The sequence below is a fragment of the Papillibacter cinnamivorans DSM 12816 genome (assembly GCF_900176335.1).
Classification (GTDB): domain Bacteria; phylum Bacillota; class Clostridia; order Oscillospirales; family Oscillospiraceae; genus Papillibacter; species Papillibacter cinnamivorans.
This window is the reverse complement of record NZ_FWXW01000001.1, coordinates 145131-159910: the sequence shown is the minus strand read 5'-3', so window position 1 is coordinate 159910 and position 14780 is coordinate 145131. Positions and strand designations below refer to the sequence as shown.

The window sequence follows — 14780 nt, the reverse complement described above, 5'->3', positions numbered from 1 at the left end:
ACGGTATTCTGTAAAAATGATGACTTTCTATACAGAATCGTTCGCGTTCGAAGCGAAACGGCCCGAAAATCAGCTCAAGCGCACAATTTCCCGCCGCAGCCGGGAGATGATCCGTTTTTCCAGCCGGGAGATATAGGACTGAGAGATCCCCATCTGGTCGGCCACCTCCTTCTGGGTCTTTTCCTGGTAACCGTTGAGCCCAAAACGGAGGATGATGATCTGCCGTTCCCGGTCGGAGAGTTTGTCCATTGCGTCGAATAAAAGCTTTTTTTCCACGTCCTCCTCGATGGGGCGCATCACCATGTCCACGTCGGTGCCCAGAATATCCGACAGGAGCAGCTCGTTGCCGTCCCAATCGGTGTTGAGTGGCTCGTCGAAGGATATTTCGCTTTTCTGGGCGGTGTTTTTCCGCAGATGCATGAGGATCTCGTTCTCGATACAGCGGGAGGCATAGGTGGCCAGCTTGATGTTCCTGTCCGGCTTGTATGTATTGATGGCTTTGATCAAACCGATGGTGCCGATGGAGATGAGATCCTCGATGTTGATGCCGGTGTTTTCAAACCTGCGCGCAATGTAGACCACCAGGCGGAGATTCCGCTCGATGAGAACCTGACGCACCCCGCCCTCGCCGTTTGCAAGACGCCCGATGAGCTCGGACTCCTCAATGCGCGTCAGGGGAGGCGGCAGAGTTTCGCTTCCCCCGATGTACATGATCTTCGCGGGAAGAAGGATTCCCAGTTTCGCGAGAATACGCTGGAGCAGCACATACAGTCTGATTTTCAGGCCTTTCATTCCATTCTCTCTCCTATTCTGTTTTCGGCGCCGTCGGACGCCGCCGGGATCCGGGAATTTTCTGTTCTCTGTCAGATGTGCAGAATCGGTTTTACGGATTACAGGCTAAACGAGTCTCACTGCCGGCAGGGTTCTCCGGCAAGAGCGGACCAGGCGCCGCCGTCGGAGAGCCTGGTGGGCGAGAGGGCGACGAGGCCTCCTTTGCGCGTTTCCCTGCCCAGGGTGATCTCGTCCGCCCGAAAGACAAGGAGGAGACCGCACTCCACACCCACCGCCTGATAGGGAATCAGACGGAATCTGCCGGCTTCCCCAAGCTGGGCAAGGGCCTCCATGACATCCACGGGACGGCGGAGACCGTCTTCCGTCAGCACGGCTGCGACGCGGGGCGGCAGAATGGGCCGGAGGGGAGCAAGCTCCGAGATGATCACGGGCGCGTTGCTCACCGGGTCCGCAAGGGTATTCCCCGTGTCCACCAGGGCGGTGAGATGCGCGGACTTTTCCCCGATCCGCACGGACAGCGGCGCGAGGTCCCGGCTTTTTCCGCCGTGCCGCGCGGCCCTCCTGAACACAAGGTTTATCAGCAGGTAAGAGGCCGCCACGGCGGGGAGCAGAACCCGCAGCTCCACGGGAAGGTAGAAGACTCCCCTTTCGGTCCCGCCGCTTCCCAGGATGAGCCCCACGGCGAGCACCGCCCCCGCGAAGGCAAAGGAGACGCCGAAAAAAACCAGCGACAGCCGGAGAAGACTCCGGGTAAAGGGGAATGCGATGAGAACCATAAGGGCGGCCGCGGCGACTTTCACCGCCGGATGGGTCAGGAACCCCAGCCCGGGTAGGAAAACCGCAACGGCATATGCCCCGCCCGCCGCCGCCGCCAGGACCAGCCTCACCCGGGAAATGGCCTCTCCCGTCACCTTCGCCGAGGCCAGAAGAAGAAGATAGTTTACGATGAAGTTTAAAACAAACAGGGTGTCTATGTAAATGACCGTCATTGGCGATGGTTCCCTTCCGCCGCAAAACGCGCTTTTGTAAAACTCCTGCACGCCGGGCACTGAAGAACCGGCGGAGCAACAGCAAAATGTGAGTTTATTATACGGCCCGGAAAATAAAAAAAAGGTCGCAAAGATGGAGAAAACTCCCGTATCCAAGGCGACATTTTACCCTTGTATCCGTTTGCCGTATGCAGATTCCCGTGATTTATACTATTATCCAATATCCTATAAAAAGATGAAACAAGACAGTATGGCTGTCCCCCCGCCTCCGGCGGGGGGACAGCCATACTGTCATTTGTTGTATCGACATTTTAATGAAGTCTGGTATTAAAAAGTTATCCCTGGAGGGAGAGTCCAATCCAGAAGATAGGAATAGGCATCGGAACAATTTTATATGTTCCGATGCCTGTATTGCTTCTGCGTACGGAATGACGATTATTTCAGAAGCTCCTCCAGGGCCTTTATGAGAAGCTCCATCTGCTCCTCGGTGCCCATGGAAATGCGGAGAAAGTTTTCGATTCTGGGCTTCTGGAAACGGCGGACGAGAATGCCCCGCTCCCTTAGGCCTTTTTGGAGATACTCGCCGGAGACCGTCTTATGGCTTGCGAAGAGAAAGTTCGCGGCGGAAGGAAGGACGAGAAAGCCCATGGAACGAAGCGCTTCGGCGGTTTTGTCCCGGGTGGCGGCGATTCTGCCGGCCAGGAGCCTGAAATACTCCGTGTCCTCCACGGCGGCCTCCGCGGCGGCCAGGGCCACCCGGTCCATGGTGTAGGAATTGAAGGAATTTTTCACGCAGTCCAGGGCGGCTATTAGCTCCTTGTCCCCAAGCGCATACCCCGCGCGGAGCCCCGCAAGCGAGCGGAACTTGGAGAGCGTGTGAGTAACCAAAAGGTTGGGATACCGGGGGATCAGCCCCACGGCGGACTCTCCGCCGAAATCGATATAGGCCTCGTCCACAATCACGACGGAATCGGGATTGGCCTTCAGGACGGTTTCCACCTGGGATATGGCCAGGGGGATGCCGGTGGGCGCGTTGGGGTTGGGAAAGATCACGCCGCCGTTTTCCCGGCAGAATTCGGAAACGGGAATGCGGAATTCGGCGTCCAGGGGGACGGGGGTGAAGGGAACGGCGAAAAGATCGGCGTAGACCGGGTAAAAGCTGTAGGTGATGTCCGGAAACAGGACGGGGCGGCCGGGGCCGAAGAAGGCCAGAAAGCAGAAGGCCAGCAGCTCGTCCGAGCCGTTGCCGGGGAAGACGTTTTCGGGCAGAAGCTTATACTGCCGGGCAACGGCTTCCCGAAAGGAAACGCAGTCGGGGTCCGGATAGAGCCGGAGGCGGCCGTCCGCCGTGTTTTTCACCGCCTCCAGCACTTTGGCGGAGGGCGGATAGGGGTTTTCATTGGTGTTGAGCTTGACCAGGATCCGGTCCCGGGGCTGCTCTCCGGGGACGTAGGCCTTGAGATCCCGGATGCGGGGGCTCCAATACTTGTTCATTCCTTTTCTTCCTTCCTTTGCCGGGGGTTTGGGGGACGGCGGAATAGTTCCCTTCCGCTTCAGGCTTCCCCGCCGGGACCCCAGGCGGGACCCTGGATATGCTTTTTGATATTTTTCTCCGCTTTTGATCTGGGAAGCATCACCTCATGGCCGCAGCCTGTGCATCTGAGGCGAAAATCCATGCCCACCCGGAGCACTTTCCAGGAAAAGCTGCCGCAGGGATGGGGTTTTTTCATGACCAGCTCGTCTCCCACGCGTACGTCCATACAGGCGCCTCCTTCCGAAAATATCCGGGAAAAAGTATAGAAAGTATTATAAGACAAAGTGCGCCCGGTATCAAGAAAACTGCCGAAAATTCATGGCGCACGTCCACCCAAAAAGTGATCAAATCACCGGGAAGGGGCGCATATAGTAACCATGTAACGGAAAAACGCAGGATACCGGCAGATACCGCGGGGGCCGGAGGGCCGCGGGCGGAAGCAGCGGGAATACGGCTCCGCCGGAGAATGAACCGCGCGGCGGAGCGTGAAATACAGACAGCGCCGGGCGCGGCGGCGGAACGGGGATGAAAGCATGGTCCAGCAAAACCGCTATTTTCCCGAGGGAACGCTCCTGCAAAGCGCATCCAACAACCAAAGCTGCGCCAGTATCGGAGCTCTGGAGCAGGCGCTGGAAGAGAGAAGGATCCTGGAGGGCCGGGTAACCCTCTGCGACACGGCCCACAACCTGCAGGTGGAGCTGGGGGGCTTCACGGGGATCATACCGCGAAGCGAGGTGGCAGTCGGCATCGACAGCGGCGCCACCCGGGAGATCGCCATCATATCCCGGGTGGGAAAACCGGTTTCCTTCATGGTGCAGTCCATCGGCGCGGACCGATACGGAAAGCCCAGGATCCTCCTGTCCCGGCGGGCGGCCCAGGAAGCGGCCATCTCTTATCTCATGAAAAATCTCCTGCCCGGGACGGTGATTCCCGCGACGGTGACGCATCTGGAGCCCTTCGGCGCCTTCGTGGACATAGGATGCGGCATCGTATCCATGATCGGGATCGAAAATATTTCGGTGTCCCGGATCCCCCATCCCTGCAAACGGTTTTCGGTGGGACAGAAAATTTTCGCGGCCGTCCTGGAGGTGGACCGGTGCATGAAACGGATCCACCTGACCCACAAGGAGCTTTTAGGGACCTGGGAGGAAAACGCGGCGATGTTTTCCGTGGGAGAGACGGTGCCCGGCGTCGTGCGGGGAATCAAGGAGTACGGGGCGTTTATCGAGCTTGCTCCGAACCTATCGGGGCTTGCAGAGCTGCGCCAGTGCCTGTGCGAAGGCGGATGCGTCTCGGTTTACATCAAGGCGATTCTGCCGGAGCGGATGAAGATCAAGCTGCTGGTAATCGACGCGCTGCCGGAGCTGTGCGAAGACCGCACCCTCTCCTATTTCATCACCGAGGGGAGGCTCCGGGAGTGGAACTACTCCCCCGCCTCCTGCCTGCGAAGCCCGGTACGCACGGTATTCGGGGACGGAGAGCTCCAGACCTCATAAAGCATTCCAACGGCCTCCGTTTTCTTCGGAAAGCGGAGGCTATTTTATTCTTTGCCCTTGAGCTCCTCCCAATACCGGCGGGCGGCCGACTCGGCCTTATTGTCGCCGTATTCGTAATACCTGGCGTTCTTCAGGCTGTCGGGAAGATACTGCTGAGAGGTATAATGACCGGGATAAGAATGGGGATATTGATAGGTTCTGCCCCGGCCCAGTTTTTCCGCGCCGGGGTAGTGGCTGTCCATGAGATGAGGGGGCACTTCTCCGCCCCGGCCCGCCCGGATATCGGCCAGGGCGGCGTCGACGGCCGTTATCGCGGAATTGGATTTCGGAGCGGTGGCAAGGAGAAGAACCGCCTCGGACAGCGGAATCCGGGCCTCGGGAAGACCCAGCTGAAGAGCCGAGTCCACGCAGGCCTTAACGACGGAGATGGCCTGGGGATGAGCAAGGCCGATGTCCTCGGAGGCAACCACCAGCAGCCGCCGGCATACGGAAGGAAGGTCTCCCGCCTCCAGGAGCCGCGCCAGATAATGGACCGCGGCGTCGGGATCGGAACCGCGGATGGATTTCTGAAAGGCGGAGATCACGTCGTAATGGGAATCCCCGTCCCGGTCGTACCGCATGGAGGAGCGCTGGGACACGGCGGAGACGTCCTCCGGGCGGACATGCCGCTTCCCGTCTTTCATTGCGGCGGAGGCGGCAAGAAGCTCGGCCGCGTTTACCGCCTTGCGCACGTCTCCCCCGCAGGAGCGGGCCACGGCATCCACGATCCCCTCGTCCCAGACCAGAGGAAGCTCCTCCTTCCCGGAAATGACGGTGAAAGCGCGGCGCACCGCCCGGGAGATTTCTTCCGGCGGCACCGGTTTGAACTCAAAGACGGTGGAGCGGGACAAAAGTGCCCCATATACGTAGAAATACGGATTTTCCGTGGTGGAGGCGATGAGAGTGATCTTTCCGTTTTCGATAAACTCCAGCAGCGACTGCTGCTGCTTTTTATTGAAGTACTGGATCTCGTCCAGGTATAAAAGGACGCCTTCCGGGGCGAGCAGAGTGTCTACGTCGCCGATGATGTTCCGGATGTCGGCGATAGAGGCGGTGGTGGCGTTGAGCCGGTGCAGGGCGCGGCGCGTCCTGCCCGCTATGATGCCCGCCACAGTGGTTTTGCCGGTGCCGGAGGGACCGAAAAAGACCATATTGGGGATCCTGCCGCTGTCAATAATGCGGCGAAGGACGCCGTCTTCCCCCAGAAGATGACGCTGACCCACCACTTCGTCCAGAGACACGGGCCGGATCTCGTCGGCCAGGGGCCTGTACATAACCATCCCTCCCTACAGAGGGAAGTATATCATATCGGAGCGACCCAGTCTATCCTAAGCACGGGCCGAAAAGCAGCACGATTACGGTAAAAATGAGTCTGCGGAAAGCATTGAAGACAGGAGAATCCTATGATACAATAGCCGCAAACGGCTGTTATACCGGGCTGGACGGCGCGGTTTGCTCCCGCCCTGCGGGCGTAACCGCAAACGATGCCATATACCACAAAACGCTTCGCGTTTGTGGTATGAATATACACGAATATAAACCGAAAGGAGAAACGCCATGGACTGTATCGAGGCCCTTCTGGGCCGCAGAAGCTGCCGTTCCTTCCTGCCCGACCCGGTGGAGGAGGAAAAGCTTAAAACCGTTCTGGAGTGCGCCATCTACGCCCCGTCCCCGGCAAACAAGCAACCCTGGGAGTTTGTTGTAGCCAGAAATCCGGAGTACAACCGAAAGCTGCGCGAGAACGCGGAGGCCGCCAAGGTCTACCTGGCCGGGCGCAGCGGGTGGAAATGGGTCCCCTCCTTCCGGCTGGATTTCGTATCGGAGGCCCCGGTCCTCATCGCTGTGGCGGGAGATCCCTCCCAGAGCGGCTTGGAACAGTTTGCAAAGGAACCTTCCAAGGGGTATCCCCAGGCCTGCGCGGCAGCCATAGAAAATCTCTGCGTGGCGGCGCACAGCATGGGACTTGCGACCCTTTGGTTTTCCATGTTCGACAAGGACGGCGCTCGGGAGATCTTCGGTATTTCCCCGGAGAAGGATCCGGTGGCGATTGTCTGTCTGGGGTATCCCAGGCAGATCGGAGCCGCGCCCCGAAGATGGGGACTGGAAAACAAGGTCCGATATCTGGATTAAAAAACCGCGGCAGACTGAGAAGTATTTTCGGGCACGTCCACGCCGCGCCCGAAAATGATACGATTTTATTTCGCCGCTCCGGCGGCGAAACTCTGCGAGGCTGATCCAACAAGCGGAACGCGGCGGGGGTATCCCCCGCCGCGGTTGATATTGTCGAAAAAAGCGTTCCGCCTTTTTCGACAAAAGGGTTTGCAGGCTGCCGCGCGCCTCGCCGTCCGCCGCTGGCAGACGGTTCGACGCTTGCAGACTGAGAAGTATTTTCGGGCACGTACACGCCGCGCCCGAAAATGATACGATTTAATTTCACCGCTCCGGCGGCGAAACTCTGCGAGGCTAACCCAACAAGCTGACCGCGGCGGGGGATATCCCCCGCCGCGGTTTTTTATGGTATACCGTATCAGCCTTCCACCACGATGAGGACCGCACTGAAGGCCGTGGAGCCGCCGTAGGACCCGTAGGCTACGATCTCCGAGTCCGCGGCTACGGAGGTGAGAAGAATCGATTCCCCCGTCGCGGCGGAAACGATCGTTCTGATGTATGTCACGTCTATGTAAATAAGCTTATTGGAGGCGGTCAGAATCGTTACGGTTCTGCCCTTGGTGTCCACCGACAGAACGGTGCCGGTTACCTTTGAGCTGGAGACGGCGGCGCTTTCCAAATGCACCTCGGTAATCGTACTGCCGTATATCACGACGGTTACCGTGTCTCCGGCCTGGACATCGGAGAGCAGAATCGAGGTACTTCCCTTATACACAACCACATATTCATCCAGACTGTAGGTTACGGAGGTCCCGTCGGAAGTCTTGATGGTCCACTGGGTCCCGCCGGTGGTGGAATTGATGGAGGTGAGCTCCCCGGTGACGGTATTCTCCGATACCTTCGCCGTGATGGAAACCACTTCGTATCCACTCATGGACACGGTGATCTCATCCCCCGCGCTGAGCCTGTCGAGAGTGATTTCAGAACTGCCCCGGTAGATGTCCGGCAGATCGGAGATATCCAGATAGAAGCAGTACACGTCGTAGTTATCGTCCATCATCTTGAGGGTGACCGTGGTGCCGTAAGATATGCTGGATATGTTTCCCGTGATTTCCGTGGCCAGGGGTTCGGAGAAAAGCTCACTCACAACGCCGTTTTCAAGCCGCAGCGTTATAAAATAACCGCTGGTGACGGAGGAAAGCGACGTATCCTTCCCGTTCTGCCGGATATCCGCGTCGTCGGAAACGGTGTAATTCGTATAGGAACCGCTTTTCGGGTCCCATACGTAAATGGAGCTTGAATTGGCCGTGGTGGTATAGGACACGCTGGATACGACCCCCTGCACGCAGGCGGAGGAGGCGCCTTCGACGGCGACCTTTGTAACGGTGCCTTTATCCTCCGTTACGGTGGCATAGCAACCGACCCGGGAGGAACCGAGAGTTCCGGAGGCGCCGTCCACCGTGACCGACGCCGAGGAGGGAACGGCAAATTCGCGGAGGGAGCCGTCCGTGGAGCGGAGTACGAAACCGCTTGTCTGGACGGAATAAATGATGCCGTAAGTGCGGGCCAATCCGTCATACCCTTCGATGGACAGGCTTTTTCCCAGCGTGCCGAGATAATCCAAAGAACGGGATATCATGGCGGCGGCCACCGCGCGGGTTACGCTGGAATGGGGTGAAAAGCGGTTGGCATTATCCCCGGTAACGATGCCGGCGGAGGAGAGGACAGCCACAGATCCCCTGCAGTCGGAAGATATATCCGAAACGTCACCGAAGCTGAGAACCGAGCCGGACAAAGACTCGGCCTGGGAAGAAAGCTGCATGGTCCGTACCAGATAGACGGCCAGAAGCTCCTTTTCGATTTTAGCCGAGAGATCGAGGTTTTTCAGCTCGCTTTCCGTGAGGATTCCGGAAGCAAGACAGATGGAGAGCTCGTCATACAGCCAGGAGAAGGAGGACGGCACATTGGCGTTCAGAAAGGTTTCGTAATCGGAATAGATCAGGTCGGCAGTTTCGGCGTCGGGGGAATAAAACCGGGAGAGCAGGGCCAGGGTTTCCCCCACCGTAATGTCGTTGTCCGGCCGCATCGTCCCGTCGCTGTAGCCGGTGAAGTAGCCTTTTTCCGCCAGATCCTCCATATACGCCTTCGCCCAATGCCCGGTCAGGTCGGAATAGCCGGCCGCCAGGGCGGAAAGGGACATGGAAAGAATCAGCGAGAGAGCAAGGACGACAGACAGCGTCTTTTTGAACATGAAAAAAATCCCACCTTTCATCATTCGGGAGGAAATGCTGCCGACGTATTTCCGGCGGAAGGAACCGAAGGCAATTCCCCTTTGGCAATCATTGCTAATCTTTCCCCTATTATACTATAATCCGAGACTCTTTTCCTAAATTATTTATGAATTCAATCCCATAAATCCGACATGCCGAAATCCGATGCGCCGGAAAAACGTATAAGAACCGATTTCCGGCAAAAAATAAGGGGGAAATTCTATACCGGGAGAGGTGCAAGATGGCTCTATTGGGAAATCCCTTTGTCGCAAACGTCAGCAAGCAGATGTCCCCCGACGAACTCATTCAGGCGATCCGGGTGGACATCGCAGGTGAGCTGGAGGCCATCATCGGATACGAGGCCCACGCGATGTCCACCGGCGACGAGAGGGTAAAAAAAGTACTCTACCACATCGCGGACGAGGAACGCCAGCACGTGGGAGAGCTTCAGCAGCTTCTGTATATCCTGTGCCCCAAGGAAATGGACTACACGGAAAAGGGAAAACAGGCGATCATCCTGCAGCAGCAGCAGAATTTTCAGACGCCCCTGCAGTAAGCCGGGAAACGGAAAATGCAAATATTTTTATAATATTGAATGGTGTTCCCCCCGCCGCCGGCGGGGGGAACACCATTCTACTGTCAGTATTTTTACTCGTGCTGCGAATCCTGCAGCAGCCCGTTATTCGTAGATGGGGAAACGGGCGCAGAGGTCAGAAACCTCTTTGAGAACGCTGTGTCTGGAGCCCTCGAAATCCACGGCCACCCGGTGGATGCAGGAAGCGATGACGGCCATTTCCTTCGTGCCGAAGCCTCTGGTGGTGACGGCGGGGGTCCCGATACGGATGCCGCTGGTGACGAAGGGAGACGCCGGGTCGTTGGGAATGGTATTTTTATTGACGGTGATGCGCACCTCGTCCAGACGCTTTTCCATATCCTTGCCGGATATTCCGAATTTCCGCAGATCCACCAGCATGAGATGGTTGTCCGTGCCGCCGGAGACCAGATCGAAGCCGAGACCCATGAGATCGTCGGCCAGGGCCTTGGCGTTTTCCACGATGCGCTTCTGATATTCCTTGAATTCCGGCTTGAGAGCCTCGCCGAAGGAGACGGCCTTGGAGGCGATGACATGCATCAGAGGCCCTCCCTGGGTGCCGGGGAAGATGGCCTTGTCGATCTTCGGTCCCAGCTCGGCCTTGCAGAGAATCATGCCGCCCCGGGGACCGCGGAGGGTCTTGTGGGTGGTGGTGGTGACCACGTCGGCATAGGGAACGGGGCTGGGATGCAGGCCTGCAGCCACAAGGCCGGCGATATGGGCCATGTCCACGAAGAGGTACGCGCCGACTTCCTTGGCGATCTCGGAGAACTTGTCGAACTCGATGATCCGGGGATAGGCGGAGGCACCGGCGATGATCATCTTCGGCTTATGCTCCAGGGCCAGGTCGCGAAGTTTGTCATAATCGATCCTGTGGGTGACGTCATCCACGCCGTAGGGGATGATTTTATAGTCCAGACCGGAAAAGTTCACGGGGCTTCCGTGGGTCAGGTGCCCGCCGTGGGCCAGGTTCATGCCCAGAACCACGTCCCCGTGGCTGCAGAGGGCCTGATAGACCGCGTGATTGGCCTGGGCGCCGCTGTGAGGCTGGACATTTACATATTCGGCGCCGAAGAGAAGCTTGGCCCGGTCTCTGGCGATGTTCTCGGCGATGTCCACGCATTCGCAGCCGCCGTAATACCGCTTTCCGGGGTAGCCTTCGGCATATTTGTTGGTCAAAACGGTGCCCATGGCGGCAAGAACGGCTTCGCTGACGATATTTTCGGAAGCGATGAGTTCGATATTGTGCTGCTGCCGTTCAAACTCCTTGTATACGGCGCCGCCGACCTCGGGGTCGCAGGCGGATAGGAAGGACATGATCTCTTTTACCATGAATTCAATCCCCTTCTGACACAAATTTATATTTATGCATAAAACGGTTGTTCCATAAGGGTATTATACCGGAATCCGGTATCCAATACAACAGACAAAGACGCAAATTCCCTTCGCGAAAACGGGAGCACTATGGTACAATAGACACAAAACGGAGGAAAGTGCGCGGACTCTTCCCTTTCCTCATAGATACGGGAGGAAAAAGGCTTGAAATCAAAAGAGGACGTAACATTTTTCATTGAGGAGCTGAAAGCCGCCTATCCGGAGGCGATCTGCTCTCTTGATTACAAGAAGGACTATGAGCTGCTGTTTGCCACGCGCCTTGCCGCCCAGTGCACCGACGAGAGGGTGAATAAGGTGACACCGGTTCTCTACGGCAGATACCCCACGCTCCGGGCCATCGCGGAAGCGGACGGGGGGGATCTGGAGGAGATCATCCGCTCCTGCGGGTTTTACCGGATCAAGGCCCGGGATATCCTGAAGACGGCGGGCATCCTGCTGGCGGAATACGGCGGGCGGGTTCCCGGCACCATGGAGGAGCTGTTAAAGCTTCCCGGCGTGGGAAGGAAGACGGCGAACCTCATTCTGGGGGATGTCTTCGGAAAACCGGGCATCGTGGCGGACACCCACTGCATCCGGATCTCCGGACGCCTGGGACTCACCGACGGGACGAAGGACCCTTACAAGGTGGAACTGCAGCTGGATCAGCAGATTCCGGCGGCAGAGCAGAGCGACTTCTGCCACAGGCTGGTTCTCCACGGCAGGGCCGTCTGCCTTGCCCGGGGGCCCCGGTGCCAGAGCTGCACGCTGGCTTTGCGGTGCGATTTTATAAACCGAGGAGAGGAAAAGTGGACTCACCATAGGTTTTACTAATAAAAAAGATATCCTCATCCCCCACTCTCTTCCCACGGGAGGAGGCGAAAGGGCGCATATCAGTATTATGTTAACCTTTTAAAGAGAAGACAGGCCGGATGCACATCCGGCCTGTCTTTTATCACGAAAGATCGTCAGTTTTTAGAAGATTTGGACTGTTTGGGCCTGGGCTTGATGCGGTGCTCCCGCTTATACTTTTCGTATACCAGGCGAAGGCCGTCTGGAGTGAGCTGGGGATCGAAGACATCGATCTCGTCCGTGTTTTCGGCGATCAGGCGGCCGAGTCCCCCGGTTGCCACAACGCGGATATTCTCCGCGTTCATTTCCGACTTCATTTCACGCACAATGTATTCCACGCTTCCGATATATCCGCAGACGGCGCCGGCCTGCATCTGTTCCACAGTGTTTTTTCCAAGAACGTGACCGGGCTTGACCAGCTCCACCCGGGGAAGCATGGCCGCCCTCGTAAACAGGGCGTCAAGAGAAATCCGGATACCGGACAGAATGACACCGCCCAGATATTCCGCGTTCTCGGATACGGCGTCTATGGTGGTGGCCGTCCCGAAATCCAGTACGATGAGGGGCGAGCCGTATTTTTCAATGGCGGCGACACAGTCCACCGCGCGGTCGACGCCAAGGCGTCCGTCCACGTCGTAGCGAAGGCCGGGGTCCACGTCCTCATCCACTATGATGGGGGTGCGGTTGATGTATTTTATGATGGAGCTGGTGAGGGAGTACATCACCTGGGGCACGACCGAGGCGATGATCACGTCCTCCACCTCGGCGATGGAAAGCTCAAACCTTCGAAAATAGTCGCAGATCCAAAGGCCGATCTCATCCGAAGTGCGGTTTGCATTGGTGGACATGCGGAAGCTTCCGATGGATTGTTCCCCGTCGTATACCGTAAAGACCATATTCGTGTTCCCTACGTCGACTGTCAGCAGCATTGTCGTTCCTCCTAATGAATGAATCGAACGGTTGGCACGGAAAGAAACCGCTATCCCCAGAAAGCTTTACGCATGCAAGGATTCCGCTCCCGGAAGCCGCAGAAAGGGCGCGGGGATAACAATGTGGTATTATAGCAGATTCATTTTCTTTTTTCCATAAAAAACATAAAAAAACTGTACATTCTTTTTACATTTTTGATTACAATGCCTGCCTTTCACAAAAAGACGGCGTAAACGGACGGGGGAACAGCGGAAGCCACCCGTGGAGGGATCCGCAAAAAGGCAAATCGCGCCGGGAATACGCTTTTTTGCCCGGGTGTGAGGCAAAAAACCGGAGAAAGAGGAAAAAATCCGGCGGACAAGACGGAGAATCCACACCACCGGGAAATGCCTGCATATACTGTTAGTGCGAGGAGAGCCCTGCGCCGCGCGGGGCATACGCTGCCCAATCCCGCCGCCGACCCTTTACGCATAGCTATCAGAGTGCTGAAAAGCAGCCGCGGCTGAAGCGGGAACGGCCCATTCATTATGCCCGGATACCCGGCATAAAATAAAAATGCGCGGCATACGCGGGAGGTATGGCAAGTGGCATTCGACACCGGCATTCTGCAGGGAATTTTTAAAAACCCGGAAATCCTGAAGCTTCTTCAAAACGGGAGCCTGATGAATCAGCTGGGCAATTCCCCGGAGGGAAAACGGCTTTTGGAGATTATGAACGGCGGGGACGGCACCCCGGGAAACACCATGGAGGCGGCGTCCAAAGGAGATCTGGCGGCCATGATGCGGGTTGTTTCCGCGCTGATGAGCAATCCGGAAGCAATGGAACTGGTCAATAAGCTGGGACGGGAACTGAACCAGAACAGCGCCGGATAGTCCGGCACAAGGCACCGGGACTATGGGGCGAAATGACGCCTTCTCCCGGAAAGGGGGGAAACAGGATGGGCGAACTCGAGGATAAAATCAGCAAGCTGCTCTCGTCCCCGGAGGGGATGGAACAGATTCTCGCCGTGGCAAAAATGCTGTCCGCCCAGGGAGTGCTTCCGTCCGGGGATTCGGCAGGTCAGACGGGAGCCCCGCCCGCCCAGGGAAACCCGGAGGGAACCGTCCAGGCTTACTCCCCGTTGGAAGGCGCCGCCCCGGCGGCGGGCGGCGGGGACCTTTCGGGACTGCTGTCCTCCCTGACGGGCGGTTCGGGAAAGGGAATTTTAAAGAGTCTGATGGATATCGATCCACAGATTCTCGGAACGGTCCTTTCCCTCTTCGGTGACGCAGCCGCTCCGGACAGCAACAGCACGGCGCTGCTCATGGCTCTGAGGCCTTATCTCAAGGAGGAGCGGCAGCCAAAAGTGGAAAAAGCGCTTGCCTACGCAAGACTGCTGCGGATGGGGATCAAATATCTTCCCGGGCTGATTGGAGGGAAAGGGGATGTATAACCGTTACGTAGCGGCGGAACCGTATACATACGCCCCGTTTCGGGACACCTTTCAGGGACAGGGAGCCCCGTTTTCTCCCCCTCCCCCGCCTCCCCCGCCTCCTCCGCCTCCTCCGCATGATTCGCAGCCTCCTCCCGCCGGTTTCGGTGCGGGAGGAAGGACAACGGGGGGCGCAGAGGACAAAAAGCCCAATATCCTTTCGGGGATCTTTGACTTCATAAAGGAAAAGAACATCGATACCGGGGATATTATCCTCATTGCCCTGATGATCCTGCTGTTCATCGAGGGAGGAAACATAGAAGTACTGATCGCCCTGGGGTTATTGCTGATTTTATAGGCCATTCTCCAACCGATGCGGAACATGCATACGCAGT

15 protein-coding genes are annotated in these 14780 nt (G+C 57.4%); 7 read left to right on the top strand and 8 right to left on the bottom strand.

Going from position 1 to position 14780, the window contains the following annotated elements; genetic code table 11:
* Positions 1–69: 69 nt before the first annotated feature.
* From sigE to B9A13_RS00780, 4 genes are all read right to left on the bottom strand, one after another.
* Positions 70–792 carry an RNA polymerase sporulation sigma factor SigE gene (gene sigE / locus B9A13_RS00795; RefSeq protein WP_084233141.1) on the bottom strand — a complete coding sequence of 241 codons (723 nt, stop codon included), beginning with the start codon at positions 790–792 and terminating at the stop codon, positions 70–72.
* Between the two features lie 116 nt (positions 793–908).
* On the bottom strand, positions 909–1781 hold the full coding sequence (locus B9A13_RS00790; protein ID WP_084233140.1) for a sigma-E processing peptidase SpoIIGA: 873 nt from the start codon (positions 1779–1781) through the stop codon (positions 909–911).
* Positions 1782–2216: 435 nt separating this feature from the next.
* Positions 2217–3275 (bottom strand): histidinol-phosphate transaminase, encoded by a 1059-nt coding sequence (gene hisC / locus B9A13_RS00785; protein WP_084233139.1) that lies wholly within the window; start codon positions 3273–3275, stop codon positions 2217–2219.
* Between the two features lie 59 nt (positions 3276–3334).
* Entirely contained in the window at positions 3335–3541 is a 207-nt protein-coding gene (locus B9A13_RS00780; protein WP_084233138.1) for a DUF951 domain-containing protein, read from the bottom strand.
* A gap of 307 nt (positions 3542–3848) precedes the next feature.
* Here B9A13_RS00780 and B9A13_RS00770 point away from each other — a divergent pair, with 307 nt between their 5' ends.
* On the top strand, positions 3849–4811 hold the full coding sequence (locus tag B9A13_RS00770; protein WP_084233136.1) for a S1 RNA-binding domain-containing protein: 963 nt from the start codon (positions 3849–3851) through the stop codon (positions 4809–4811).
* Between the two features lie 44 nt (positions 4812–4855).
* Here B9A13_RS00770 and B9A13_RS00765 read toward each other — a convergent pair whose 3' ends face one another.
* Positions 4856–6124, bottom strand: coding sequence for a replication-associated recombination protein A (locus tag B9A13_RS00765; RefSeq protein ID WP_084233135.1), 1269 nt, complete (start codon positions 6122–6124; stop codon positions 4856–4858).
* A 283-nt stretch (positions 6125–6407) separates the two neighbouring features.
* Here B9A13_RS00765 and B9A13_RS00760 point away from each other — a divergent pair, with 283 nt between their 5' ends.
* A complete protein-coding gene (locus B9A13_RS00760) occupies positions 6408–6980 on the top strand; it encodes a nitroreductase family protein (protein WP_084233134.1) in 573 nt (190 codons plus the stop codon).
* A 397-nt stretch (positions 6981–7377) separates the two neighbouring features.
* Here B9A13_RS00760 and B9A13_RS00755 read toward each other — a convergent pair whose 3' ends face one another.
* Positions 7378–9210, bottom strand: a complete 1833-nt coding sequence (locus tag B9A13_RS00755) for an S-layer homology domain-containing protein (RefSeq protein WP_159447976.1) — start codon at positions 9208–9210, stop codon at positions 7378–7380.
* A 260-nt stretch (positions 9211–9470) separates the two neighbouring features.
* On the opposite strand from B9A13_RS00755, the gene B9A13_RS00750 reads away from it, so the two are divergent.
* A complete protein-coding gene (locus B9A13_RS00750; RefSeq protein WP_084233132.1) occupies positions 9471–9785 on the top strand; it encodes a demethoxyubiquinone hydroxylase family protein in 315 nt (104 codons plus the stop codon).
* 123 nt (positions 9786–9908) lie between these two features.
* Here B9A13_RS00750 and B9A13_RS00745 read toward each other — a convergent pair whose 3' ends face one another.
* The gene (locus tag B9A13_RS00745; RefSeq protein WP_084233131.1) at positions 9909–11153 is read right to left on the bottom strand and encodes a serine hydroxymethyltransferase; all 1245 of its coding nucleotides are present in this window, start codon (positions 11151–11153) and stop codon (positions 9909–9911) included.
* Positions 11154–11360: 207 nt separating this feature from the next.
* On the opposite strand from B9A13_RS00745, the gene nth reads away from it, so the two are divergent.
* Positions 11361–12026, top strand: a complete 666-nt coding sequence (nth, locus tag B9A13_RS00740; protein WP_084233130.1) for an endonuclease III — start codon at positions 11361–11363, stop codon at positions 12024–12026.
* 134 nt (positions 12027–12160) lie between these two features.
* Here the strand turns inward: nth and B9A13_RS00735 are convergent, their stop codons facing one another.
* Positions 12161–12973, bottom strand: a complete 813-nt coding sequence (locus B9A13_RS00735; protein ID WP_084233129.1) for a type III pantothenate kinase — start codon at positions 12971–12973, stop codon at positions 12161–12163.
* Positions 12974–13558: 585 nt separating this feature from the next.
* Between B9A13_RS00735 and B9A13_RS00725 the strand changes: the two genes are divergently transcribed.
* The 3 genes from B9A13_RS00725 (at position 13559) to B9A13_RS14030 (ending at position 14743) form a co-directional block, all read left to right on the top strand.
* The gene (locus tag B9A13_RS00725) at positions 13559–13846 is read left to right on the top strand and encodes a hypothetical protein (RefSeq protein WP_084233127.1); all 288 of its coding nucleotides are present in this window, start codon (positions 13559–13561) and stop codon (positions 13844–13846) included.
* A gap of 65 nt (positions 13847–13911) precedes the next feature.
* Positions 13912–14406 (top strand): hypothetical protein, encoded by a 495-nt coding sequence (locus B9A13_RS00720; RefSeq protein WP_084233126.1) that lies wholly within the window; start codon positions 13912–13914, stop codon positions 14404–14406.
* Positions 14399–14743 carry a hypothetical protein gene (locus B9A13_RS14030; RefSeq protein WP_084233125.1) on the top strand — a complete coding sequence of 115 codons (345 nt, stop codon included), beginning with the start codon at positions 14399–14401 and terminating at the stop codon, positions 14741–14743. The genes B9A13_RS00720 and B9A13_RS14030 overlap by 8 nt, the downstream gene beginning before the upstream one ends.
* Positions 14744–14780 lie beyond the last annotated feature (37 nt).

Excerpts from the sequence above, each read along its gene's own strand:
- sigE (WP_084233141.1), bottom strand. The coding sequence starts at position 792 with ATGAAAGGCCTGAAAATCAGACTGTATGTGCTGCTCCAGCGTATTCTC.
- B9A13_RS00790 (WP_084233140.1), bottom strand. The coding sequence starts at position 1,781 with ATGACGGTCATTTACATAGACACCCTGTTTGTTTTAAACTTCATCGTA.
- hisC (WP_084233139.1), bottom strand. The coding sequence starts at position 3,275 with ATGAACAAGTATTGGAGCCCCCGCATCCGGGATCTCAAGGCCTACGTC.
- B9A13_RS00780 (WP_084233138.1), bottom strand. The coding sequence starts at position 3,541 with ATGGACGTACGCGTGGGAGACGAGCTGGTCATGAAAAAACCCCATCCC.
- B9A13_RS00770 (WP_084233136.1), top strand. The coding sequence starts at position 3,849 with ATGGTCCAGCAAAACCGCTATTTTCCCGAGGGAACGCTCCTGCAAAGC.
- B9A13_RS00765 (WP_084233135.1), bottom strand. The coding sequence starts at position 6,124 with ATGTACAGGCCCCTGGCCGACGAGATCCGGCCCGTGTCTCTGGACGAA.
- B9A13_RS00760 (WP_084233134.1), top strand. The coding sequence starts at position 6,408 with ATGGACTGTATCGAGGCCCTTCTGGGCCGCAGAAGCTGCCGTTCCTTC.
- B9A13_RS00755 (WP_159447976.1), bottom strand. The coding sequence starts at position 9,210 with ATGTTCAAAAAGACGCTGTCTGTCGTCCTTGCTCTCTCGCTGATTCTT.
- B9A13_RS00750 (WP_084233132.1), top strand. The coding sequence starts at position 9,471 with ATGGCTCTATTGGGAAATCCCTTTGTCGCAAACGTCAGCAAGCAGATG.
- B9A13_RS00745 (WP_084233131.1), bottom strand. The coding sequence starts at position 11,153 with ATGGTAAAAGAGATCATGTCCTTCCTATCCGCCTGCGACCCCGAGGTC.
- B9A13_RS00735 (WP_084233129.1), bottom strand. The coding sequence starts at position 12,973 with ATGCTGCTGACAGTCGACGTAGGGAACACGAATATGGTCTTTACGGTA.
- B9A13_RS00720 (WP_084233126.1), top strand. The coding sequence starts at position 13,912 with ATGGGCGAACTCGAGGATAAAATCAGCAAGCTGCTCTCGTCCCCGGAG.
- B9A13_RS14030 (WP_084233125.1), top strand. The coding sequence starts at position 14,399 with ATGTATAACCGTTACGTAGCGGCGGAACCGTATACATACGCCCCGTTT.